Here is a 23,092-nt window from a genome sequence, read left to right as displayed (position 1 = left end):
GGTCGATCGCTACCGCGCTGCGTGAAACTACGTATTGTGAACTGTCTGCAGATCTTTCAATCATCTCGTCTGAGCTTATCGAGATGAGCGGGGGCCATCCATTTGCGCGCGAGAATTGGCTTGCAGAGATGGGTAACTTGGCTTGATGAGCCTTGCGCGTTGGTCTTAGTAGATGGCAGGGAAGTAGAGGTTCAGTCTGGTGATCGTTTACGCTTAGAATGTCGTGAAGATACCAATTTATTTATCGATTATAAGCGTATTCAGCGAACGGGCCATGGTAGCGCTTGGGTAGGTCGACCTTCGCTATGAGCCTCACTTACTTTATCGTACGCAGCTATCACTCTGTTGGAACCTCGTTCGCCATCTACGACACCACGTTCAGGATCAAAGAGGAGGCAATGGCGACGGCCTGTATGCACTCCCATGATGTGCCTTGCGTCGAAGTTCTGTCGCTAGTTGCAGGGGAGGACTTCGAACCTACTCAGGTTGCGGTCTTCGGAACGGTGCCGGCTTGATCGACACATACGGCGAGCCGAAAAGTGCTGCCGGTTGGGTAACTTAGGACATCCGTGGAGACAGAATCACACGCTTGGATCATACTGCTGGAAACAGGAGCAATGGTCATGGGAGCGCCACTGCCAGCCGATGTTAGAGCGGCAATCGATGCAGCTAGAGAAGCCGACGCGGTGGTTCAAATTGACCGTGTGGCCAGCGATCTCGCCCAGGCATTCCATGATGAGGGTGACTTGATCAAGCTGATGCTAAAGCGGGTGGTGATGGCTGAGTGTCGTAAGTTCGGCCTTCCGATGAGGGTTGGCGGCTAAAACCCTATCGGTCCCGCTCAACGCAGCCTCAAGAGCCGGGTTCTAAGCGTCCCCGCGACCTCCTCCAAAGCCTGGATCGCGGCCTCAACGTCGCCTGGGAATGACGAAATCAGCTCCTTTTCCAGCTTCTCTCGCATCAGAAGAAGACGGCTTCGGGCGTCCAGGCCAGCCGGCGTGATCTTCACTATGGTGCGCCGTGCATCGCGCTTATCGAGGGTCCTCTCGACGTATCCTGCGGCCGTGACACGATCGAGCATCTTGGAGACGGTAGAGGGACGGACACTGAGGTCAGCCGCTAACTTCGAGACGCTGATCGGCCCTTTCTCATCCAACGCTAATATCAATTCGTCCTGTCCGTTGTAGAAGCCGAGCTGATTCAGCTTGATCCCGGTCAGGGCGCGTGTGCTCTTGGAAACTGAGATAAGCACCGGGACCAATCCAACTTCCGCTGTCCTTGCGTCAGGAGGACTCACTGTCTCATCTGCAGGCATGACTGGCTCTCATATAAATCAGATAACTGCGCAATGAATGTGGGACGCAATATCCATATGCTAGCTCAGGTTGAAAGGGTGGTCTTACGGCCTGTCTTTCGCCATCTACGAATATTACGTACGGTCGTTGGAACCAAATGCTCGCTTACGATTCACTTCGAAGAATGATAGATTGCTCTCTGCACACATAGGGTTGTGAATAGGGGGCCATTAGTGAGCTTTACTGAAGCCGTTGCTGCTTATGCGGCTGGCGAAATCGATGCCGTGTCTGCAATGGAACTGACCGGCTGTGACAGCCTCATCGAACTTTATGAGGGTGCTGCGGAAGAAGAAGAGGCGATGCTTTTCGCCGACGTAGCCTGACAATCATGGTGCCGAGACCGCTCGCGTATTGGTCTCGGTCATCCCTTCAATACGGACGTCTGCCTGATCTGGTTCGCTGTCGGAAATCGATACAAATCGGATTGTCTCACCATCAGCCGTCAGCAAGGATGCGGTGAACCGACCCGACACCAATGCCCACCTCGGCAGCGATCTTGGCCATGCTTAGGATGGGTTCTCAGCACGAGTCCGCAGAACCTGATCAGACTTGGCACGAGCGGTTGGCTTACGGCCTTTGTACGCCCCTTCAGCCTTCGCCTTAGCGATCCCCTCACGCTGTCTCTCCAGCATCATCTCCCGTTCGAACTGAGCCACAGAGGCCAGGACGTTGAGCATGAGCTTGCCGGTAGAGGTCGACGTGTCGATCCCCATAACCTCGATCCGCAGCGCTACGCCCTTAGCCTCAAAGCCGGAAACGATTGCTCTGTGATTTAAAAGCAACGCCCGCATTATGCCTTTCGTTTAGGCATCCAAGGGTCTTGCTTATGACAAGGCAATTTGCGCAGCTATCCCTACGGCAGTTGCTCCCAACTCCTGCCGTCTCTCATCGGCCCTGGCGTTGGTTTCTCCCATCGCTGGGGCCTTTTTGCATGAGACGCAAGGAAGAGGCCACCACACCCTCCCAAAGCGTGATGACCTCTCCATTGACGTCGCTGATAAGCGCCGACGCTTAGATTTAGCGTCGTAGGCTTCATCTTCAACGCCTTAGGCGGTCACCTCTGAGGTCCGTTTAGCGATCTTTGCCACCGTCGCTCGTGAGCATCCAATCGCGTCCTGGATCTGGCTCCAACTCGATCCCGCCTTGAGCATCGCGGCAATACCTGCATTACGTTTCGTGTCCTCGGGACGGCCCTTGTAACGACCCTCTGCCACGGCCTTCTGGCGTCCCTGGGCAGTCCGACGACGCCGGTCCTCGTAATCCTTCCGGGCGATTGCGGCGAGCATATCGAGCATCATGGCGTTGAGAGCATCGAACATACGAGCCGTGAACTCGTCAGTGGGAGCCGTCATGACCCAGGACGTCGGGAGATCGAGCGCCACGACCCGCACCTGACGAGCGAGCAATTCCGCCTTGAGCCCGCGCCAGTCCGCTTCCGAGAGACGCGAGAGACGGTCTACCTGCTCGATCAGGAGCACGTCGCCAGGGTGACTATCGGCCAAAAGCCGGAACAGTTCGGGACGATCGAGGCGAGCGCCGCTTTCGTTTTCGACATAGTACGCTGCGATCCGTATGCCCCGCTCCTCTGCAAAGGCGTGGAGAGCCGTACGAGCCCGGTTCGCGTCCTGTTCGTCAGTAGATGCCCTGAGATAAGCGCGGACGAACATGGAGCCTCAGCTATCGGTCTGTTTAAGATGGTTTCCATCTAGCAGTTCATTTCGAATGGTTCAATATGTTGATTGCGAACCTGATCCGCTGGTGTAGCTGGCCCATACCCAAACTGAACCAGTCAGGAGATTCATGCCGGGTTCATGAGCCGCTCCTAAAACCGACCCGCATTTGCCGTGACGTCGGATCAAGGCAAAGTGTTCACTAAGGTGATGGGAACGCGGGCTTGAATATGGATGATGATGACCTCTTCGCTGATATCGAACGAACAGCGAAAGGCCTGTCCCTCACGGCCTCAACTCGGCGCAATGAGGAGCTTCGCGAGCTAATCGACGGCCTTAGGTCGGCTGAGAAGCCAAACGACGTAGACGCTCCCTCGCTTGCGATGATGGATCTACCGGCTATCAGCCCGGCAGCAATCTACGATGAAGCGATCAAGGTCGAGACTTATGCGGAGATTATTCCGTGGGGAGCCGCACGATCGGCATCTTGAATGAGCCTGACAGCGCTTGATTTCAGAGCCATGGAGCCCCCCGCTACTGCCATGGGGGGGTGGTCCCGATATCGTAGACAGGACCGACCTCGGCTGAGGTCATCGAAATTGTCAATCTGCACAAGCGAGGTCGATGACCTGCACGGTAAAGGACATCGTGGCTTTGTCATTCAGCCTTGCGTTAGCAGCTGCCCTTCCCCGAACAGACAGCCGGAATGGTACGCAGGATCAAAGCGATATCGCGTTTGAAGCTCCAGTTCTCAACATACTCGCAGTCGTATTCAACACGCTCTTTGTAGGAGAGATCGCTACGTCCGCTAACTTGCCAGAGGCCGGTAATGCCTGGACGAACCTGGAAATAGAGATGCTTCCTAACGCCGTAATAAGCCAACTCTTCGCTCATAACCGGTCGGGGACCAACTAAGCTCATCTCTCCACGTAATACATTGATCAACTGCGGAAGCTCATCGAGGCTAAGTTTACGGAGCATACGCCCGATTGGAGTTACACGTGGATCGTATCGAAGCTTCCGACTTTTCAGCCATTCTGCTCTTGCTTTGGAGTCGTTTCTTAGGTGGGCTGCAAGCACCTCGTCCCCATTCGAGACCATAGTCCTGAACTTCAGGCAGCCAAATTCGTGTCCACCCAGCCCAATCCGCTTGTGCGAGTAAAAGATAGACCCACGATCAGTCAGCTTTACCGCTAAGGCAATGACGAGATAGAGCGGACTCATGAACATCAAGAGCAGAACAGATACAGTAAAGTCGAATAATGACTTTGCCAAGATTGGAGAACTCACGCCGTCTTTGATTGATCTAATATCAAGGGACGCGTCCTCAGGTACGAAGTTAGCGCCCTGTGTTGAACTTTGCTGGCGTGAGAGAGCGACTTCATGCTTTGGCACATGAGCCTGCTCAGAAAGCCTGGACAGCCAAGCCGTCTTCATATCATCATTCATGTTGTGTTGGTTCCGTACCGTGCAGTAGCTGCTGTCCCAGCCCGGCACCAACGGTTCCCCACGCGATTAGGTTCAGATTAAGTCTCACGATCCGATACACACATTGTTAACGTCTGTGTCAGCTGCGGCGAACGACGTCGTGGTTCTTAATTCGAATTGTCGGCATCGCTAACCATTCACGCTGCAATGCATTCAACCGGTATGGAATGGATCCGCACTGCCATACGAAAGCAGATTTACACGCTTGAGGTCGTTCGTGCTGTCGGACCGGGAACGGTCATCGCTTATGCACTGACGCCGGTCCTCATTGCGATTGAGGTAGCATTCGCGCTGATGCTCTTGCTCTGATTGAAACATCGATTTGGAACCTCTCCGCTCCTGCCCGGATTCCTAATGCAGGAACGAGGCTCAACCCATGCTGATGTCGTACATCCCACGTGAACAGCGCCAAGGCGTGATCGATCTAAGGCACAAGCCTACGCAGGCATCTTCTGCGCGGCCCTCATCAACGTCGTAAGTTCCGCCTCACATATACTGCACTTACGGTCTTAGCCTTCTCCAACTCGATTTTGTGCTGTCCCCTCACAAGGCCGAGAATGGCCGCCCTTAGATTCCCCTCCAGCGGCTTCGATGACCTCATCAACGACGGCATCGAACGTCTCCGCCTCGTTTCCCGTGTGCGGCTGGACCTGACTCAATTGCGTCTCCTCGATTCATGTCCTGATCGTCTCACGATAGTCGCTGGACGTGAAGAGAATGTTCCTATTTTGTTCGCCGAGATAGGGGGCGATTCACAATGGATGTGAACACGATCGGGCAGGCTTTGGATGCGGGATGGAAGGCAACCGTTCGATGCGCATGGGGCCGTAGAGAGGGCCTGAAGTCCGTCCGTGCTTGTGTGGAGAGGCACGATATCGATCTTCTTAGCGTCGTCTGGACCCATGGCAGAGACATGCCGCTAGAGCTTCTAGGAGACCGGCTACGTTGCCCGAAATGCGGCTCAAGGCGAGTTCGGATCGTGTTCGTTCCGCCTGATGGACGTACGATAGCTGTAGCGTGAATGAGCACATTATTCTGCGCCGAACAAGCTCATTAACCCTCGAAACAATTCGTTGCTTCGATTCGCGCTAGTGCTTTCGCCAGAAAGGGTCGGAATATTGACGGTTGCGCTGTCGTAGCCTCCGACTAACTTTATGGGAAAGGGTGTCAACTCTTCCGATCCCTCGCAGCTTGTCTCACGGCCCATGTTCAAGAAGTTGGACTGATAATCCGTGACGCCATCCATGTTGACACAGTAAGCTTCACCCGACACCGACAATCCACCCGTGCCTCTTAATCCGAATAGCTCATACTCAGTCGGGCTGAACTTTACGAGGCTGCCATTAGAACGGAAAAGTAAGTGGTGCGCCTTCTCGTCCGACGTCCATACATATAAATTGGCGCAGCGCCCCGGATCTACGGTGTACCAGCCCTCCACCTTCGTGCCTCGAAAGCCATTAGTGGCGATGGTAACGCTGATCGACTGATTGGCATCTTGATTGCACAGATCAAGAGACATCTGCTTGTCGCCAAACCAGTCAACACGCTTAAGATAATCATGTTGCTCGCGAGGACCTGAAGGCGGGTTCGACAACGACGGAGGTACATTCAGATAGATAAGGCTCGCGATCAAAGCAGAAAACATCGGAAAGCTCATCGTTACATTCCCTCGACTCAGCGAATATCAATGATACGCACAACGTGAAATGCAGTATCCATAGTTTATCACGCTTGTTATATGATTCGATGCCAGCGCAGCCTATCCATCAACGAACATCGTGACGATATTGGATTCGAGTATCGAGATAGACGCTCGCAAACGAGGTACTACCGAGGAACGCCGATTTAAAATGATCTTCGGAATCGTCCCTGCCGTCCCTTTAATCGAGACGGCAGGGACAATATTCACATTCCAATTACTGGTCTTCTCAAGGGGTTAGAACGTGTCGCGCTACCTAGAACCAATCCCGCCGGACTTAGATGACGAGCCTAACGACGACTTGGAGCTACTTGAGGAAGCCCCCTGATCCGCGCTCCTGTCCGAGCCAATTCCTCCTGACGACGCAGACTTCGTACCTGACGAGCTACCGGCAAATCCAGAACCCGGCTTTGTGGCACTCCGGTCGCTTCCAATGCCTCCCGAGGACGACTTGGCTGGCGACGATCCGCCCGCAAATCCGGTACCCTTGGACACGCTGGCACTTCGATCGGAGCCGATCCCAGCACTCTTTGATGCCGTACCTGACGACACTCCAGCGAAACCACGATCGGAGCCGATCCCTGATGATGCTGGCTTATTGCTCCCAGCAAACCCGGAATTGCTCTTAGAGCGTGCTGTGTCCGATCCAATGCCGCCAAATCCTGACGACGCCGGCTTAGACGATCCCCACGATCCCGTGCCTTCGCCTAGCGACCGATCCGAAGCACGATCACTTCCGATCCCTCCTGACGTTCTGGACGCCGTAGCTGCCCTATCAGAGCCGATCCCGAATGATCCCATAGAGGGAGACTTCGACACTGCATTCGTGTCCTCACCAATCCTGCCCACGGATGCCCTAGGAGAGTCATATGAGGCCGCTGACGAGGGTTTGGTAGGCTGTTGAGGTCCCGTGTAGCCAGAGAAGCTGTCAGGGGCTTCCGTGAGGCTCTGTGTGGCCGTCTGAGTCGAAGGCTTAGACAATGCCTTCACTGACGACATAAACGTCTGGTCCGGCTCGAACTCTACCGCTTTCCGATCGGCTGTCAGCACACCGCCATAGTACGATGTTGGACCTCTCTTCACGGACGATGCGACCTGAAAGATTAGTGTGCGATTCTCATTTTCGATAACGATGCCATGATGTCAGAGAAAGCAGACTCAAGCTCTTTCTCGTTGCTCGCGCTGTAGAAGTATTTTCCTTTCTGGGCGTAGGAAAGTTTGGTGTCGCGCAAATCGGTCAGCTTGTAGGAAGCGCACCCCTTCAGAAGCGCGTCGACGCGGGCCTTACTCGTCAATGGAATGTCAAATGCAATAGTGTAGATCATCACGCCGTCACGCATGACAGGCCCAGATCCATCGACTAGAGCTTTTCCTTTGGAGTCTTTGAGTGCAATCCGCCCGTCGTTTTTGGCATTTGTACACACGATAGAGGTGCGCGCATCTATTGCTGTCGTGTAGTTACTGTTGTTCTTCGATTTCCCTGAGGCCAATGAATAATCGAAAATGCGTTCTGTCGCAGCGAATCCATACGAACCAAAAGCGGTTTGGTTCTTGTTGGTCGTGTTCTGATTGTCTTGATAGTAGGTGTTCTCACCATCAGTCATGACGATCATGGCCTTGATGTTGTTCTCATCGTCCGCCTCGCGACCACCTGTAAACGGTTCGCGGTTCGACAGAATGCGCCAGCCCCAGCCAACGCCTTGATCGACGTTTGTGGAGCCGGTTGCGACCAAACCGTTTACTGTAGAAAGCGTCGCTGTCTTGCTCGCGCTCAGCGGCTGTAAAGGGTTCGAATCGCAGATATAGCTCGGACTGTAAGAGTTATTCGCCCCTATCTGATTTAGCGGCGTGATGGTCGCAGAGTAGTACTTTTCGACATCTTTCGTACGACTGTCAAAGCTTCCAGTGTTCGAGTCGGCTATGTAGTTGTTGACCCAGCCCTTCTTTAGATTGTCGCCCTCGTCGGGCGCAAAATACGGCACGAAAAGGGAGTCGGGGTCCTTTTCGCTCGGAGCGGTGTCGTTCAGGCCGTAGGGCGAGACCCGCGCCTCGGCGCATCCCTTGAACGCGTATTTCGGATAGGTCTTGGCGAGTTGGGCGTAGATGTCCTGCCGGGTGAGGTACCGCAGCGGGTTGAGCGTGTCGACATAGACGTCGCGGCCGGGATAGAGGGGAGATTTCATGGCTCTAGGCACACCAAGAACCTTGTATGACTCCCAGTCAAAGTTTTCATGATGGATGCTGGACAATCCTTTCGGATCCATCCACCAGGCGTTAAGATAGCCCGGACCAACGTTTACGGCTCCCGAAAAGGGTACTACCCCTACTTGGACTGGATCGTCATCCCCGGTTTTGCTGGCTGACCCAAAGAGGGCTTCTACGGCCTTTCCAGCCTGTTTCCGAAGTGTCGCGATCTTCGAAGACCCGCCTGCAGCGGGAGAGTCGTTCATCGAGCCCGACGTGTCCAGCACCATAGCGACTTCGACCGTTGTGTTGCTGATGACTACAACGCTCTCAGACTTGTAACATTCAGCCCCTTTCATACCCGCAAATTTCACTTGGAAGTCGGATAGAAAGAACGGATCGTAATTAGCACATGAGCTAATAGTCACCCTGCGAGAATGGTCATCGTCAAGCTCAACTCCCTCGTAAGACATCGAAGCAGTCGTTCGGTTGAGGGACATCGTATTAGCGTCGAAAAGAGTCCTCGCGATAGATTCAATTTTGGTAGGATCGCTCGTTAAAGTAGCTTGTTGTGCAGCGGCCAGGGCAGCAGCATCGACAGCGGATTGTATCAGTCTCTTGTCCCTATAAAGAAGCGAGAGATCGATTAGGCCCCCAATCGCAAATACCAGCGGCACCATGGTGAGTGCGCCAATTACAAGAAAGTTGCCATCTTTAGCTCTTTTGAAGTCGCCGAACATTCGCTTGCGTGCCATCCGTGTGATCTGAGAGGACGGTAGCGCCAAGCTCTTAAGGCGGCCTTAGAACAGGTATCGGAATTCACGAGATCGGTCGTGTCGTTCGGATGCGGCTCATGCATGTACCGCTTCACTCGACGCAATGAGAGCCTTCCGTGCCAGCGTTACTGCCGCCTTGGACTCTTTCGTGGATCGAGTTCGGACAAAATTGAACGCCACATCCCGATTGCCTACGACCTCACACAGCCGTTCCCATAGCGGACGATTGGCTGTGCCCTTCCAGCCTTTGAGCGCCCACCGAACCCGCCATTGGAGATAGCCCAAGACCAGATAGCGAGAACTGCTTTGGATCGAGATCGGCCCGGGAAAGCCTTCAGGAATACTCTCTAAGGCGGCAATGACAGATTTCAGTTCGCTCTTAGGTAGAGTTGTATCCTCGACTAGGACGATCTCTTGGATATCCTTGCCGCCAGTATGAGAATGTGCCGTGACAATAGCGACTGCGGAGATAATTCCGGGATTATTCAGTCCGACTGATGCAGTCTGGATCGTGAGTCGTTTCGTAGTCATATAAAGTAGCTTTTAGTAAGAAGCAGGGTCCCTTTAACGCCGGCAATATCGGCCTCCTCCGACTCTAATTGAGTATGGGTAAGGAGTAGGGATACAGTATTTATACCAAACAATAATTAGTCTATCGACGCAATAGACGTTGTATTTATATGGATACTGTTCACGTTAAGATTGTTTTCTGCATTCTATCTGGAAGTTACTTGAAACGAACTCCGAGTCGTTCCCCGCCCGAATTAGTCACGCGATTGTGATATCAATACAAGCATTAGTAACCAGGTACTTGAGGCCCTGCCTCAACGGATTCCACAGAAATCGTATGGCGGTGGGATTTACGCTGAACCCGAGACAGTGTAAGCGAGGCTGCCTAGCCGAGCTGAATAGCCGTAGGCTATGAACGATCTCAATATCGATACTGATATGATCCTATGATCCGTCCTTAGGATCGTCATCGATGCCGTCTCTCATGATCCGTATTAGAGATCGTGATCAGGAACCGGCATTAGAGACCGGCATAGATCGATCCTCCTGATATCGATCCTGACACTGCATAGATCCCGGCATCGATACGAACCATGCGGCCGAATTTTCGGCTCTAAGCATCGGTTCCGATCCTCGGCATCAGTACGAGACTGATCATCGATCTGGAGACACGAACCAAGGCATCGTGCTGATACCGGGATTGAGAGGGTAAAAGTTCCGGTAATGGGAGAGGAGGTCGGTAGGTACGGTCCTAGATGGCTTGATAGACCTTCGATCTTGATACGTACGCTGTCTAGAGTTCCTCGAAAACAGTCGATATAATTCGTATCGGACGACTTCTGACTGGTATTTCCTAGCCAGTTCTGATATACAGATTTCTATTATCGACTGACGCATACTCTCCTTTGTTTCTCGTCATCTCACTTCGATTACGTTCCCCTCAAATAAAGAAGCCTATCTATATCTCTTTAGGGACACTCCATTGATTCATCCTTCTCATACTGCCTTCCATACTCCGTCTAGGCTCATCTTCCTCTCTCCCGATCTCTATGGCGACCCTGACTACCTCGATAGGCTCCATGCGTTCTCAAGGGAACTATGGAGAACTCTCAAGGCGACCCATGCCAATCAATCGGACGTGAAGCTTCGCAAGGAGTCGGACTATCTCGATCTCTTGAAGCTCGTCATCAATGGCATGTCGGTATCGGTGTCAGACAAACGATTTAATGGGCTCCACGTCCATCTTGGTCAAGAAGAGTACCGACCAAAGGGTTCTCTCGCTAAGCTATCGAACGATCGAGTCACGACCTTGATCGACATGCTGACTAGCTATCTAGATCCTGATGCCTTGGAGCCGTACTTCTCGATCTACAAGGGCAGCAATATCACAGGTCGAGTCACCGTCGTTCATTGTCGTCACTGGTTCCGAGATAAGCTCGTTCGTGCCGGTCTCGTGTTCTACGGAAGCCCCTTCACGAAGATCAGTGACTCAACCAAGCAGCTTGGCTATCTCCGTGTCAGTAAGACGCCACCCAAGACACATGTCTGGCTCGAAAATGATAAGGAGGAGATCAGCAAGGATTGTCGTCGACTAGGTCGTCCTGCTACGCAATTGGAAGAGTGTATTCCGAAGCTGACAGCGCTCCTCCGTAAAGCTGATATCAAGCTGGAGCTACCCAATTATTGGGCCTATGAGAAGCAGTCCCTTTATCGGAATGCCAAGACCGGAAGCTGGTATTCTCATGTGCTTCCTAAGTCGGACATGTTCTATCGTATCTACAGTGATGCCGATGAACAAGGCGGTCGCATATTTGGACATCACTACCAGAATCTAAAAGCCAATCTGAGGCCGTATCTGGCGATCGGAGGAGAGAAGACGGTAGAAATCGATTACCAGAGTTGCCAGCCCTCGATCTGCTATTCCTTGCTCGGCTTGGAACGCCCTTCTGACGATCTCTACGACATCGGCGATGCAACCATCGACAGAGACCTCCTCAAGAAGGCGTTTCTGATCGGGATCGGAAGCGAGGCCAATGGACGCCCAGCGACGGCTTTGAGGGTGAAGGCAAAGAATGATCGTAGAGAGTCCCGGTCAAAGAAGCCGATCCTGACTTATGCGGACGCGAAGGAAGCAGACCGAAAGTTCTGGGAATTTCATAAACCCATTGCCGAGTTCCGATGCTCTGGAGCCTGGAGACGGCTTCAATACGAAGAGAGTCAGATCGCTTTGAAGGTCATTGCTCAGCTTGTCCGTCAGAAGATAGCGGTTCTGCCCCTGCACGATGGATTCCTGGTTGCCGAACGTCACAAGGACGCTTTGATGCAGGCCATGGTGGACGCCGTGTCCGAACTCAGTTGCCGGCCAGTGCCGGTCCTTAAGGGGAACTGAGGACCAGTGATGATCGAGGGGGTGCCAACAATTTTGTCGAGACCCCTTCCGAGGGCAGGGAACGTACTCAACCTCGATCCCTCCTCCACCATCCCCCAATCGTAAATCACTCAATCAGTGCGAGAACTTACAGGCTACTCACTACCGTAAGTCTTACTTATCACGGGTTCGTGATAGCACGATACGAGCATTGTAATCGTGCAACAGCAGCTTGTTCTGAATGAACCATGGGGCAATCTTCGGTGCATACGTCAATACGATACCACAGAGGCCACTAGGAAGCCCGCTGAGAGCGTTTCTAGCGTCCAAGGTGCAATCTAGGCAGAATCAACGGAACGCTCTCAGTGACGATTCTGGAGGCTTCTAAGGGAATGCCGTAACATCGACGGGGAAGGGATCGGAGAGATTGCCTCAACCATCTCAATCATCTGCTTAGCCGTGAAGCCTCCCAGATAGACACGTCCGCTCTCAGTCTTCGCTTTTGAGCTTTTGGAGTGGCCTGTTAGTTCACTAATCATAATCTCGGGATAGAGTTTCTGAAAAAGATCGGTGATAAAGCCATGGCGAAAGCTGTGAAACACAAGCTTATCAGCGTGACCTAAAATGCCTTCTCGCTCTAGCACCAGTTTCTTTAGTCGGGCAAATCGAGCACCAAGGGAGGCGCTAGTCTTCGATTTCCAGCTAAGGTAAGTATTGTGCTTTAAACCGATCCCGAGGTTAGTTAAAGCGGTGCTTAAATGAGTGCTGACTGGAATGATACGGGTAGAGCTTGCCGTCTTTCCGCCGCTCTCCTTTATACTGAATGCCATGTGATCATCACGCTGGATAATCCGAGCGGTGAAAATCTCATCAATCCTTGCACCTGTATAGTACGCAACATAGATGGCCTGCGTTAAGTCCAAATCGTCTTTAGCTTCTCTCAGTAGAAGTTCGATTTGAGAAGGTGTGAATGACTGTCTGACAACTGGGCCGTCAAACGCTTCGAAGCTGTGGCCTATGAATGGATTGATTGCATCGGCTTCTAGATAACCGAGCATGTGTACATACTTGAAAGTAAGATTGAGGTAGCTAAGGTCATTCGATACGGTAACAGACGAAAATCCAGAGAGCCGCAAATCTTCGATATGTCTAAATACCAAAGACGGTTTGATTGAGGATACGAGAAGATCTTTCCCATCGTTGAACTTAATTAAGCGGTTATAGGCGAGCCAGATCTTAGAAATAGTCGTCTTCGGCTGCTTCAACACAGTCAGACGCTCAACTCTTAGCTGACATGCCTTCTTGAGGGTCAGTCCATACTTATGCGGCTGATTGCGGTATTTCTTCTTGTCAGGTCCTTGCTCTTGAAGCACTCGGAAGATAGCTTCTCTGGAAGCCTGTAATTTATCTATCTGCCACGATTCTCTAGGCGTTAGGGGACGTATCGATGGGTCATCTGCGATCTCAAGAATGATATCCAACATGATATCGGCTTCCGCTACCAACTGATCAGGCTCGGATGCTACCGAAGCTCTGTCGTAGGTTTCCCAATAAGCGGAACGAGGCGTGCGTTTCTTTTCTGCCTCTCGTTCGGCCTTCTCGCGTTCCTCTTGGAAGATATCCAATCTCTCAAATAAGCGGTCTCTTATGATCACGGCTTCATCGTAAGACTTGGTCCCGGTCGACTTCGTGAAGAATGCGGATTGGCCGAATGGAGGCGTTCCCCGAAGCTTCTCAGGTACTCGTCTCTGAATCACCCATGGCCCGCCCTTAGCCTTCCGGGTTAGGTAGTCGAGACGCTTGTGAGGAGCTATTCGAAGTGCCTGAAACCGTTTTGTGACTGCCTGTGTAGCTCGGCAAGCCTTTGTCTAGCAAGGTTCCTAGCGTCCTCAGCCTAAGTCCACTTAGTTGTGTAAAACCTGCCCTTCTCCGACAGTGCCTTTTCGATCAGTTGCGCTTCTGCGGCGACGGACAGGAGGTCGTCCTGCGCTTCGCCGACGATCCGCTCGCGGCCGGCCTCGAGCATGATCGGAACGGCCAGCGGCGAGATCTCGTCGAGGCGCTGATGCACGACGTGGTGCTTGATGCGGGCGAGGAGGTCGGAGACACGGCGCACGTCGAGAAGGCCCGTGGCGGCGTCCGCCCAGGTCGCCTGCAGGAGGATGTGGTCGGGCTCGTGCGCGCGAAGGACGTCGTAGACGAGATCGGCCGAGACCGTGACCTGCCGTCCGGTCTTCTCCTGGCCGGGATGGCGGCGGTCGATGAGGCCGGCGATGACGGCGCATTGGCGGAACGTGCGCTTCAAAAGCCAGGAATCGGCCATCCAGGCGTCGAGATCGTCGCCGAGCATGTCCTCGTCGAAGAGATCCCCGATCGGCAGAGACCCGGAGGCGAACATCTGACCCATGTCCTCGAGGCCCCAGATGGAGAGGGCGTAGTCGGTGGCGACGAAACCCAGCGGCCGGGCCCGCGCGCGCTCCAGCCGGCGCGTCAGGAGCATGCCCAGCGTCTGATGGGCGAGCCGGCCCTCGAAGGGATAGGCGACGAGGAAGAAGCGCTTGCCGACGGGAAAGGTCTCGACGAGGAGCTGATCCGCGGCGGGGATGATCGATTTCCGCTCCTGGATCTCCAGCCAGTCGCGAACCTGTTCGGGGAGCGCCTGCCAGCGGGCCGGGTCGGCCAGCATCCCGCGCACCTCGGCGGCGAGATAGGTCGTCAGCGGGAATTTCGAGCCGCCGTAATAAGGAACCTTCGGCTCCTCGGAGACGGCCTTGGTGACGAGGCAGGTGTTCTCGAAGATGCCCTCGAAGGCCAGGACGTTGCCGGCGAACAGGAAGGTATCGCCGGGCGAGAGGGTTTCGAGGAAGTTCTCCTCGATCTTGCCGAGCGTCGGTCCGCCCCGCGCCATCGCGGCCTTCGTCTTCTTGCGGATGAGCTTCACGTTCAGCGTCTCGGACTCGATGATCGTGCCGGCGTTCATCCGGTAGCCCTGCGCGACGCGCGGATGGGCGATGCGCCAGGTTCCGTCCTCGGTGAGCTTGATCTTGGCGTAGCGCTCGTAGACGCGGAGCGAATATCCGCCGGTCGCCACGAAATCGATAACCCGGTCGAAGGTCTCGCGGGAGAGACCGGTGTAGGGGGCGGCGGAGGTCACCTCCGCGAAGAGGTCGTCGGCGCGAAACGGCTCGGCGACGGCCATGCCGAGGACATGCTGGGCGAGGACGTCGAGACAGCCTTCCCGCAGCGGCGGCGTATCCTGGTGGCCGAGATAGTTCGCATCGAGCGCGACCTGGCACTCCATCACCTCGAAGCGGTTGGCCGGCACGAGGATCGCCTTGGACGGCTCGTCCATGCGGTGATTCGACCGGCCGATTCGCTGGGCGAGGCGCGAGGCGCCTTTCGGAGCGCCGACATGGACGACGAGATCCACGTCGCCCCAATCGATGCCCAGATCGAGCGTCGAGGTGGCGACGACGGCCCGCAATTCGTTGGCGGCCATGGCGGCTTCCACGCGCCGGCGCTGGCCGACGTCGAGCGAGCCGTGATGGAGCGCGATCGGCAGCGTCTCCTCGTTGATGCGCCAGAGCTCCTGGAACAGACCTTCCGCCTGGCTCCGCGTGTTCACGAAGAGAAGCGTCGTCCGGTGCGCCTTGATGGCCTCGTAGACCTCCGGCATGGCATAGCGGGACGTGTGCCCCTGCCAGGGCACGCGAGCCTCGGATTTGAGGATCGTGATCTCCGGCCGCGCGCCGCCTTCGACCGTGATGAGCTCGGCGAGCGGGCTCTCTGCGGGGAACACCTCGCCGGTCTCGGGATCGCTGCGCTCGGGCGTCTGGGCGACCAGCCATTCGCGCAGCTCGTCCGGCTCGGCGACGGTCGCGGACAGGCCGATCGTCTGGAGATCGGGCCGGAGCAGGCGCAACCGCGCCAGGCCCAGCGCCAGGAGCTGGCCGCGCTTGGAGGTGACGAGGGCGTGCAACTCGTCGAAGACGACGTAGCGAAGATCCGAGAAGAAGGCGCGGGCGTCCTTGCCCGCGATGAGAAGCGCCAGCTGTTCCGGCGTCGTCAGGAGGATGTCCGGCGGTTTCAGCTTCTGGCGCTGGCGCTTGACCTGGCTCGTGTCGCCGGTGCGCGTCTCCAGGGTCACGTCGATGCCGATCTCGGCGACCGGCTTGGCGAGATTGCGCTCGATGTCGACGGCGAGCGCCTTCAGCGGCGAGATGTAGAGCGTGTGGACGCCCCGCGGGCGCGTGCCCGGCTTGACCCTGCCGCGCCGCGTCAGATCGACGAGCGAGGGAAGGAAGCCCGCCAGCGTCTTGCCGGCGCCGGTCGGCGCGATGAGGAGGACGGAGGCGCCGGCCTCGGCCTTGGCGAGGAGATCCAGCTGGTGCGGACGCGGCGACCAGCCCTTGGCCGCGAACCAGCGCAGGAACGGCTCCGGCAGGTGGAAGGCGGCGGCATCGGCGGGGGCGGGCGGGGGCGACAGGTCCACGGAGGATGAACTAGGTGGCGGACCCGGTTTCGCCAAGGTGGCGCATCGCGCAAGTCCTCAGACGGCGAGGTAGCGGTCGGTGCGATGGTTGATGGCGAGAAAGAGGTTGAGAACGATCGCCCCGATCACCGAATAGAGCACCGCCAGCGGCGGGACGGCCGCGAAGGCGGTGACGAGGACGAGGAGATCGACCGTCATCTGGGTCAGCCCGGCGCGCCAGCCGAAGCGGTCCTGCAGGTAGACGGCGAGAATGCCGATGCCGCCCGCCGAGGATCGGTGGCGGAAGAGGGCGAGAAGTCCGAACCCGACCAGAAGGCCTCCGAGGGTCGCGCCGAGCAGCGGCTGCACCTCGCCGAAACGGAAGACCTCGCCGCTGAACGCGGTCATGGTCGAGAGAAGTCCGACGGCGAAGGCCGTCTTGATCGTGAAGGACCGGCCCATGCGTCCGACGGCGAGCGCGTAGAAGGGAAGGTTCAAGACGAAGAAGACGAGGCCGAAGTTCCAGCCGGTGAGATAGTGGACGACGAAGGCGAGACCCGCCATTCCGCCGGTGAGAAAGCCGAGATGACCGAGAAGCGCGATGCCGAGGGCGGTGAGGAGCGTGCCGGCGAGGATTCCGAGCGCATCCTCGATCGGGGAATGGCGCGTCGCCGTCGCGGCCCAGGAGCCGAAGCGATGGGCCTTGCGGGCGCTTTCCCCGTTGGTCAGTCGCGGGGATCCGCCGGGTGCGCCGTCGATGCTCGCCATGCTGCCCCTTCGCGCCCGGATACGCGTTCGTTCTCTCCGGGATGGTCGTCTTCGCAGATGCGAAGAGCATAGCCCCTTCCCGGTTCGCCGCAAAGCCGTCAGTCGCCCTTCGCCGCGACCACGACGTGGCCCGCGACCGGAGCGCCGCGATCCCGGCGCAGCACGACGTCGGTGCGCCGACGCAGGATCAGTCCGGCCTCGACGAGCAAGGCTTCCATGGCCGGCGCATGGTGCGCGTAGCGCAGGGCCTCGCCGAGCCGGTAGGGCTCGGGTCCCTCGAAGGCTTCCAACGTGAAGGCGAAGAGGCCGCCCGCCGACAGGAGGACCGCGACCGTCGCGATCACGGGACGAAGGTCGCCGACGTAGTTGAGGACGTCGGCGGCGGCGACGAGATCGTAGCGGCCGCGCGCCGGATCGAGCGCGAGGATGTCGGCTTCCTCCAGCGCGTCGTAGAGGCCTTTGCCGCGCGCGCGCGAAAGCATCTCCGGCGACAGGTCGAGGCCTTCGAGCCGGTCGCATCGCGGCCGCAGGCGCTCGCCCATGAGGCCGGTGCCGCAACCGAGGTCGAGCGCGGCGTCGAAGGTCGAGGCGGAGCCGGCGACGGCGAGGATCGCATCCGACAGGCGGTCGGGCGCCTCGTAGGCGAGGCCGTCGACGAGCGCGGTGTCGAAGCGGCCGGCATATTGATCGAACAAGCCCTTCACGAAGGCCGGCGGCGCGGTGGCGGGTGCCGGGGCCCTGCCCATGGCGGCGAGGCGCAGGGCCGCTCCGGTGCCATCGGCGGGATCGAGCGCGAGGGCATGGGCGAAAGCGTCCGCCGCCGCGTCGGGGCTGCCGGCGTCGAGATGATAGGTGCCGAGCGTGGTCCAGCCGGCGATCCAGAAGGGGGCGAGGTCGAGGGCCTGGCGCATGAGATCGGCCGCCGCCGCGGAATTGCCCTGCGCCGCGAGGCCCTTCGCATAGTCCGCGCGGCGATCGGCGAGCGGATCGCCCGAGAGATGGCGGTGATTCATGCGACATCCTGACTGGCGGCTCGCGGTGCCTTGCGGTTGGGTCCGGGCCTGCTCTTCACCCATGCGGGGCCTATGTCACCGCGCATGATGCGCCCCGACGACCTCCTCCGACCGACGCCGAAGGGGCTCTACTGCCCGCCCGGCGACTTCTACATCGACCCGGTGAAGCCCGTCGAGCGGGCTCTCGTCACGCATGGCCACGCCGACCACGCCCGGCCCGGCAACGAGAAGGTCATGGCGACCCGGCGCACGCTCGATATCATGGCTCTTCGCTACGGCGAGGACTTCGCCGCGTCCCGTCAGATCGCCGACTGGGGAGAGCGGACGGTGATCAACGGCGTCACGGTCTCCTTCCATCCCGCGGGGCATGTGCTCGGCTCGGCGCAGATCCGCGTGGAGAAGGACGGGCTGCGGATCGTCGCGTCCGGCGACTACAAGCGGCGGGAGGACCCGACGGCGGAAGAATTCGAGCCGGTGCCCTGCGAGGTCTTCATCACGGAGGCGACCTTCGCGCTTCCCGTCTTCCGCCATCCGGATTCGCGCGTCGAGATCCGCCGCCTCATCGCCTCGACGAAGCAGTTTCCCGAGCGCGCGCATCTCGTCGGGGCCTATGCGCTGGGCAAGGCGCAGCGCGTCATCCGCATGTTGCGGGAGGAAGGCTACGACGCGCCGATCTACATTCACGGTGCGTTGAAGCGGCTCTGCGCGTTCTACGAGGCGGAAGGCATCCGGCTCGGGGATCTCCGGCCGGCGACGCTGGAGCGGGGCGGCAAGGCGGACTTCGCGGGCGCGGTCGTCGTCGGTCCACCGTCGGCCTTCGCCGACAAATGGGCGCGGCGCTTTCCCGATCCGGTCTCCTGCTTCGCCTCCGGCTGGATGCGCGTTCGCCAGCGCGCCCGACAGCGCGGCGTCGAGCTGCCGCTGATCCTGTCGGACCATTGCGACTGGGACGAGCTGACCGAGACGATCGCGGAGCTGAACCCCGAGGAGGTCTGGGTGACGCATGGGCGCGAGGAGGCGTTGGTGCGCTGGTGCGAGCTCCGGCAGACGCGCGCCCGGCCGCTGCATCTCGTCGGCTACGAGGACGAGGGGGATTGAGGCGTCACCTCTCGGGGCCCGTCCAGCCGTCGGGATAGTAGACCTCCACGAAGGCGAAGGGGTAGGACCAGATTTCCAACTCGCCGCCGCCCCTCTTCTGCCATTCTGTGATCAGGGCATCCGCGATCTCCTCGCGGGTCGTGCCCCAGCGATCAGTCGGATAGAAGTCCGGCGCGACGCCGCCAATGTCGCCGGCGAACGGCTTCGCACCAGCGTCGATCATCGCGTAGATCGAGCGGCGAACGAACTCCACGAGATCGTCGCCTCGGAACTGGAATGCGCGCATTCCCGACTCGATGATTCCATCCAAAGTCTCGAATTCGTCGCGTGCCCGATAGGCCCACCAGCCTATGACCACTTCGACAGGCGTTCCATTAAGACTCAGTCTGCCGTCGATCATCTCTCACTCCGATGGAATTTGAATTTCGTATTGTCCGATGACGTATGTGGAAGCCTCATAATCTCCATTGTGAGCCCGTTGTCCTTGCTCCATCGAATGCCGACGATGCAACGGTCGGCATGTTCGATCCAGTATCCCCTGTCGATGTAGCTTTCGGGCGTGCGGACAGGGCGGCTGCCGCGAAGAAGGTCCGTCAAAGCACGATCGAACGCTTCCCGGTCCAGCGTAAAGATGTTCGGGCCAGCGCTTCCAAGGCGGGAGCCGAGCGGCACGCCGTTTGGCGCGAGCGTCTTGAGCGTGCCGGGCGCGAAGGGCTGAGTGTCGCCGCTTCGCAGCGGCTCGACGGTCCCGCTATTGTGCCCGATCCGGCCGTAGCGATAGGCGAGCGCGGCATCGCCGATCGCCTGCTGATGGCGGATCGCACCCTCCACCGTTTCGTAGAGACCGGTCGGCGGTTTCCAGTTTTCGTTGCCGGGAACGGTCCGCAGCCGCGCCACTTCAATCTCTGCGCGGATGCGGGCCGAATCATAGCGAGCAGCCTGAGCAGTCGACAGTTCGGCAACGCCGCCAGGAAGACGAAGCGTCGGACCTGCTCGCCCCCGGCCACCTCGCGCCTGTGCCATCCGGATCGGACCGCCCGTCGGATGCTCCGACGGCCGACCGGCTCCAGCATTCCCGTTCGCCCATCGCCCGCCGCCGGTTCGTCCTGCGGGGAGGCGTGGTTGAGCGGGGTCGAAATTTGCCTTGCGCGGAAGCCGGACAAGGCGCCAGCCGTCGAGCCATACGCGCAGGCCGGAACGTTCCGCCTTCATGCGGAGAAGTTCCAAGCCACGGTGGCCTCCGACCAGACTGATGCCGAATGTTGTCCCCGCTGCCTTTGGTTCACTCGGTCGATATGGCCTTCCGCTCGCCCCTGTCCGATCCGGAGATCGGATCGCCTGGGCGAGGCGGATAGGAATACGTTTTCGAGCTGCCCTGGCTGTCGTCGAGAATGAAGCGGTTGATCAAACGGTCGCGGAGACGGCGGGAATGCGCGGACCGTGGCCGCTTAAGCGCGCTCGAACAGCGTCGGATAGTCCAGCACCAATCCATCTTCGTCCACGGCCAGTTCCGCCGAGAAGCTGCGGTCGGCGGCTTCGTAGAGGAAGCATCGGTCGTCGAGGGCGGTGTAGCGCTGGCGGTCGATCACGGGTTCGAACGTGTCGAAGGGCACGTAGAGCATGGAAAGCTCGACCGTGCCGTCGTGCGGCCGAAGGTCGAGGCGGCGGATGGGGAGCGTGTTGGTGAAGGGCGTGCCGGCGAGGTCGATGTCGATGCAGCCGAAGAGGTCGAGCCGCTCGGTGCCGTCCGCCTCGAACCAGAGGCCGCCGCCATCCGAGGTCAAAGCGAGCGATGGGCCGCCGACGACCTGGAGGCGGAAGGCGCGGACGCGCCAGTCCCGATCGCAGTCGATGGCGTAGGCGACGCCGTAGGGTCCGCCGCCGCGCGCGCCGATGACGACGGAGCGGATGGCGACGCCGGTCGGAACCGGCGCCACATGGCAGTGTTCGAGGCCGTCCGAGCCCTCGTCCGGTGCCGGGCGCCAGCGGACGCTCCGTTCGAACGGGGGCCGGAAGGGCATCGGTGTCGGCCGACCTGGTTCAGCCGACCTTGGCGAAGGCGACGGCGGTGTCGGACATGCGGTTCGAGAAGCCCCACTCGTTGTCGTACCAGGAGAGGATGCGCACGAAGGTGCCGTCCATGACCTTGGTCTGGTCCATGTGGAAGACCGAGGAATGGGGGTCGTGGTTGAAGTCCGAGGAGACGTTGGGCGCGTCGGTATAGCCGAGAATGCCCTTCATCGGGCCGTCGGCCGCCGCGCGGATGAGGCCCTGGATCTCCTCGACCGTGGTGGAGCGCTTGGCGACGAACTTGAAGTCGACGACCGAGACGTTCGGGGTCGGCACGCGGATCGCGACGCCGTCGAGACGGCCCTTCAGCGCGGGCAGGACGAGCGCCACGGCCTTGGCCGCGCCGGTCGAAGTCGGGATCATGGAGAGCGCGGCGGCGCGGCCCCGGTAGAGATCCTTGTGCATCGTGTCCAGCGTCGGCTGGTCGCCCGTGTAGGAGTGGATCGTCGTCATGAAGCCCTTGTCGATGCCGATGGCGTCGTTGAGGACCTTGGCGACGGGGGCGAGGCAGTTCGTCGTGCAGGAGGCGTTGGAGATGATCCGGTCGCCGGCCGTCAGCGTGTCGTGGTTGACGCCGAAGACGATCGTCTTCTCGTCGCCCGCCGAGGAGAGGGGACCCGAGATCAGCACCTTCTTGGCGCCGGCTTCCAGATGCGCGGAGGCCTTGGCCGCATCGGTGAAGATACCGGTGCACTCCATCGCGATGTCGACGCCGAGCTCCTTCCAGGGAAGGTTCTTGGGGTCGCGCTCGGCCGAGACCCTGATCGGCCCGCGGCCAACGTCGATCGTGTCGCCGGAGACCGTCACGGTGCCGGGAAAGCGGCCATGGACCGAGTCGAAGCGGATGAGGTGGGCGTTGGTCTCGACCGGGCCGAGATCGTTGATGCCGACGACCTCGATGTCGGTCCGGCCGGACTCGATGATGGCGCGCAGGACGTTGCGGCCGATGCGGCCGAACCCGTTGATGGCGACGCGAACAGTCATTTCAATGCTCCTTCAGGGTCGGGCCCAGCCATGGTGCGGCCGCCTCTGCCGGCCTGGACCGGCGACTTCGAAGCGGATCTTACGATCCCGCTGGCGCTCGGCCATCGGACCTCTCGGCCTTCTCTTACCGCAATTCGACCCGACGTAAAGCCGCTTCGACCGAGTTCGGGATCGGGCGCGGCGGGATCGCCGCGGGCGCGCGCCGCCCGGTCGATTTTCCACCGGAGGTCCCGCATCCCGCCGCTTTGGTGGTTGCAACGAAGGCTCGAATGTCGCAGGACTCGTCGCCAGTTACCGCACTCGCCTCGACCGGGCCGCGAAGTATCGGGGAGGCCACGGGAATCCATGTCAGTCGATCCGCTCACTCTCGCCTCCCAACGCCTCGACCGCGCCCTGCAGCGCCTCGACCGGGCCATCGACGGCCAGATCGAGCGGGAAGTCTTCGTGCGCGACGCGGAGGAGGAGGTCCAGCGCATGACGGCCGACCGCTCGCGCCTTGCCGGCGAACTCGACGGTGCCCTGGCGCGGGCCGAACGTCTGGAGAAGGCGAATCGCGAGGTCTCGCGCCGGCTCGTCAACGCCATGGAGCAGATCCGCGGCGTTCTCGAGCGTCGGCGCGAGGGCTGACAGCGAGGAAG

The 23,092-nt window shown here is 58.7% G+C and carries 21 protein-coding genes; 6 read left to right on the top strand and 15 right to left on the bottom strand.

Features of this window, described 5'->3' with window-relative positions:
• Positions 1 to 623 precede the first annotated feature (623 nt).
• Positions 624 to 824, top strand: a complete 201-nt coding sequence (locus tag ASG43_RS01830) for a hypothetical protein (RefSeq protein ID WP_156386342.1) — start codon at positions 624 to 626, stop codon at positions 822 to 824.
• A gap of 17 nt (positions 825 to 841) precedes the next feature.
• On the opposite strand, the gene ASG43_RS01825 is transcribed toward ASG43_RS01830, so the two are convergent.
• Positions 842 to 1,252 (bottom strand): MarR family transcriptional regulator, encoded by a 411-nt coding sequence (locus ASG43_RS01825; RefSeq protein ID WP_244487970.1) that lies wholly within the window; start codon positions 1,250 to 1,252, stop codon positions 842 to 844.
• 276 nt (positions 1,253 to 1,528) lie between these two features.
• Between ASG43_RS01825 and ASG43_RS22460 the strand changes: the two genes are divergently transcribed.
• Entirely contained in the window at positions 1,529 to 1,678 is a 150-nt protein-coding gene (locus ASG43_RS22460; RefSeq protein ID WP_156386340.1) for a hypothetical protein, read from the top strand.
• A 183-nt stretch (positions 1,679 to 1,861) separates the two neighbouring features.
• Here ASG43_RS22460 and ASG43_RS01820 read toward each other — a convergent pair whose 3' ends face one another.
• Entirely contained in the window at positions 1,862 to 2,068 is a 207-nt protein-coding gene (locus tag ASG43_RS01820; RefSeq protein WP_348271062.1) for a recombinase family protein, read from the bottom strand.
• 333 nt (positions 2,069 to 2,401) lie between these two features.
• Positions 2,402 to 3,022 carry a recombinase family protein gene (locus ASG43_RS01815; RefSeq protein WP_056499553.1) on the bottom strand — a complete coding sequence of 207 codons (621 nt, stop codon included), beginning with the start codon at positions 3,020 to 3,022 and terminating at the stop codon, positions 2,402 to 2,404.
• A gap of 227 nt (positions 3,023 to 3,249) precedes the next feature.
• Here ASG43_RS01815 and ASG43_RS01810 point away from each other — a divergent pair, with 227 nt between their 5' ends.
• Entirely contained in the window at positions 3,250 to 3,516 is a 267-nt protein-coding gene (locus tag ASG43_RS01810; RefSeq protein WP_156386338.1) for a hypothetical protein, read from the top strand.
• A gap of 181 nt (positions 3,517 to 3,697) precedes the next feature.
• Here the strand turns inward: ASG43_RS01810 and ASG43_RS01805 are convergent, their stop codons facing one another.
• From ASG43_RS01805 to ASG43_RS21930, 4 genes are all read right to left on the bottom strand, one after another.
• Positions 3,698 to 4,474: a sugar transferase gene (locus ASG43_RS01805; protein ID WP_244487949.1), complete on the bottom strand. Its 777-nt coding sequence runs from the start codon at positions 4,472 to 4,474 to the stop codon at positions 3,698 to 3,700.
• A 1,069-nt stretch (positions 4,475 to 5,543) separates the two neighbouring features.
• The gene (locus ASG43_RS22455) at positions 5,544 to 6,170 is read right to left on the bottom strand and encodes a DUF1036 domain-containing protein (protein ID WP_156386337.1); all 627 of its coding nucleotides are present in this window, start codon (positions 6,168 to 6,170) and stop codon (positions 5,544 to 5,546) included.
• Between the two features lie 1,145 nt (positions 6,171 to 7,315).
• Positions 7,316 to 9,151 (bottom strand): pilus assembly protein TadG-related protein, encoded by a 1,836-nt coding sequence (locus ASG43_RS21935; protein ID WP_082490531.1) that lies wholly within the window; start codon positions 9,149 to 9,151, stop codon positions 7,316 to 7,318.
• Between the two features lie 96 nt (positions 9,152 to 9,247).
• Positions 9,248 to 9,703, bottom strand: coding sequence for an RNase H family protein (locus ASG43_RS21930; protein WP_082490530.1), 456 nt, complete (start codon positions 9,701 to 9,703; stop codon positions 9,248 to 9,250).
• 1,117 nt (positions 9,704 to 10,820) lie between these two features.
• Here ASG43_RS21930 and ASG43_RS01795 point away from each other — a divergent pair.
• The gene (locus ASG43_RS01795; protein ID WP_156386336.1) at positions 10,821 to 12,071 is read left to right on the top strand and encodes a hypothetical protein; all 1,251 of its coding nucleotides are present in this window, start codon (positions 10,821 to 10,823) and stop codon (positions 12,069 to 12,071) included.
• Between the two features lie 341 nt (positions 12,072 to 12,412).
• Here the strand turns inward: ASG43_RS01795 and ASG43_RS21925 are convergent, their stop codons facing one another.
• From ASG43_RS21925 to ASG43_RS01780, 4 genes are all read right to left on the bottom strand, one after another.
• Complete coding sequence (locus tag ASG43_RS21925) at positions 12,413 to 13,705, bottom strand: tyrosine-type recombinase/integrase (RefSeq protein ID WP_082490529.1); 1,293 nt, start codon at positions 13,703 to 13,705, stop codon at positions 12,413 to 12,415.
• A 239-nt stretch (positions 13,706 to 13,944) separates the two neighbouring features.
• Positions 13,945 to 16,542: a ligase-associated DNA damage response DEXH box helicase gene (locus ASG43_RS01790; RefSeq protein WP_056499548.1), complete on the bottom strand. Its 2,598-nt coding sequence runs from the start codon at positions 16,540 to 16,542 to the stop codon at positions 13,945 to 13,947.
• Between the two features lie 57 nt (positions 16,543 to 16,599).
• Positions 16,600 to 17,289 carry a YitT family protein gene (locus ASG43_RS01785; protein WP_056499547.1) on the bottom strand — a complete coding sequence of 230 codons (690 nt, stop codon included), beginning with the start codon at positions 17,287 to 17,289 and terminating at the stop codon, positions 16,600 to 16,602.
• Positions 17,290 to 17,387: 98 nt separating this feature from the next.
• Positions 17,388 to 18,302, bottom strand: a complete 915-nt coding sequence (locus ASG43_RS01780; RefSeq protein WP_056499545.1) for a methyltransferase domain-containing protein — start codon at positions 18,300 to 18,302, stop codon at positions 17,388 to 17,390.
• Positions 18,303 to 18,389: 87 nt separating this feature from the next.
• On the opposite strand from ASG43_RS01780, the gene ASG43_RS01775 reads away from it, so the two are divergent.
• Positions 18,390 to 19,400 (top strand): ligase-associated DNA damage response exonuclease, encoded by a 1,011-nt coding sequence (locus ASG43_RS01775; protein WP_056500961.1) that lies wholly within the window; start codon positions 18,390 to 18,392, stop codon positions 19,398 to 19,400.
• 4 nt (positions 19,401 to 19,404) lie between these two features.
• On the opposite strand, the gene ASG43_RS01770 is transcribed toward ASG43_RS01775, so the two are convergent.
• The 4 genes from ASG43_RS01770 to gap form a co-directional block, all read right to left on the bottom strand.
• Positions 19,405 to 19,800 (bottom strand): hypothetical protein, encoded by a 396-nt coding sequence (locus ASG43_RS01770; protein ID WP_156386335.1) that lies wholly within the window; start codon positions 19,798 to 19,800, stop codon positions 19,405 to 19,407.
• Positions 19,797 to 20,627, bottom strand: coding sequence for a hypothetical protein (locus tag ASG43_RS22450; RefSeq protein WP_156386333.1), 831 nt, complete (start codon positions 20,625 to 20,627; stop codon positions 19,797 to 19,799). The genes ASG43_RS01770 and ASG43_RS22450 overlap by 4 nt, the downstream gene beginning before the upstream one ends.
• Before the next feature lie 221 nt (positions 20,628 to 20,848).
• Positions 20,849 to 21,421 carry a putative glycolipid-binding domain-containing protein gene (locus tag ASG43_RS01760; protein WP_056499539.1) on the bottom strand — a complete coding sequence of 191 codons (573 nt, stop codon included), beginning with the start codon at positions 21,419 to 21,421 and terminating at the stop codon, positions 20,849 to 20,851.
• A gap of 19 nt (positions 21,422 to 21,440) precedes the next feature.
• Entirely contained in the window at positions 21,441 to 22,454 is a 1,014-nt protein-coding gene (gene gap / locus ASG43_RS01755; protein WP_056499538.1) for a type I glyceraldehyde-3-phosphate dehydrogenase, read from the bottom strand.
• Between the two features lie 345 nt (positions 22,455 to 22,799).
• On the opposite strand from gap, the gene ASG43_RS01750 reads away from it, so the two are divergent.
• Positions 22,800 to 23,081 (top strand): DUF4164 domain-containing protein, encoded by a 282-nt coding sequence (locus tag ASG43_RS01750; protein WP_056499536.1) that lies wholly within the window; start codon positions 22,800 to 22,802, stop codon positions 23,079 to 23,081.
• Positions 23,082 to 23,092: the final 11 nt, after the last annotated feature.

The sequence above is a fragment of the Aureimonas sp. Leaf454 genome (assembly GCF_001424685.1).
Lineage (GTDB): Bacteria > Pseudomonadota > Alphaproteobacteria > Rhizobiales > Rhizobiaceae > Plantimonas.
Note: the sequence above shows the minus strand (reverse complement) of the source record. Positions and strands in the feature narration are given on the sequence as shown.

Coding starts and splice junctions, on each gene's coding strand:
- ASG43_RS01830 (WP_156386342.1), top strand. CDS start 624: ATGGGAGCGCCACTGCCAGCCGATGTTAGAGCGGCAATCGATGCAGCT.
- ASG43_RS01820 (WP_348271062.1), bottom strand. CDS start 2,068: ATGGGGATCGACACGTCGACCTCTACCGGCAAGCTCATGCTCAACGTC.
- ASG43_RS01815 (WP_056499553.1), bottom strand. CDS start 3,022: ATGTTCGTCCGCGCTTATCTCAGGGCATCTACTGACGAACAGGACGCG.
- ASG43_RS01805 (WP_244487949.1), bottom strand. CDS start 4,474: ATGAATGATGATATGAAGACGGCTTGGCTGTCCAGGCTTTCTGAGCAG.
- ASG43_RS22455 (WP_156386337.1), bottom strand. CDS start 6,170: ATGAGCTTTCCGATGTTTTCTGCTTTGATCGCGAGCCTTATCTATCTG.
- ASG43_RS21935 (WP_082490531.1), bottom strand. CDS start 9,151: ATGGCACGCAAGCGAATGTTCGGCGACTTCAAAAGAGCTAAAGATGGC.
- ASG43_RS21930 (WP_082490530.1), bottom strand. CDS start 9,703: ATGACTACGAAACGACTCACGATCCAGACTGCATCAGTCGGACTGAAT.
- ASG43_RS01785 (WP_056499547.1), bottom strand. CDS start 17,289: ATGGCGAGCATCGACGGCGCACCCGGCGGATCCCCGCGACTGACCAAC.
- ASG43_RS01780 (WP_056499545.1), bottom strand. CDS start 18,302: ATGAATCACCGCCATCTCTCGGGCGATCCGCTCGCCGATCGCCGCGCG.
- ASG43_RS01775 (WP_056500961.1), top strand. CDS start 18,390: ATGCGCCCCGACGACCTCCTCCGACCGACGCCGAAGGGGCTCTACTGC.
- ASG43_RS01770 (WP_156386335.1), bottom strand. CDS start 19,800: ATGATCGACGGCAGACTGAGTCTTAATGGAACGCCTGTCGAAGTGGTC.
- ASG43_RS01760 (WP_056499539.1), bottom strand. CDS start 21,421: ATGCCCTTCCGGCCCCCGTTCGAACGGAGCGTCCGCTGGCGCCCGGCA.
- gap (WP_056499538.1), bottom strand. CDS start 22,454: ATGACTGTTCGCGTCGCCATCAACGGGTTCGGCCGCATCGGCCGCAAC.
- ASG43_RS01750 (WP_056499536.1), top strand. CDS start 22,800: ATGTCAGTCGATCCGCTCACTCTCGCCTCCCAACGCCTCGACCGCGCC.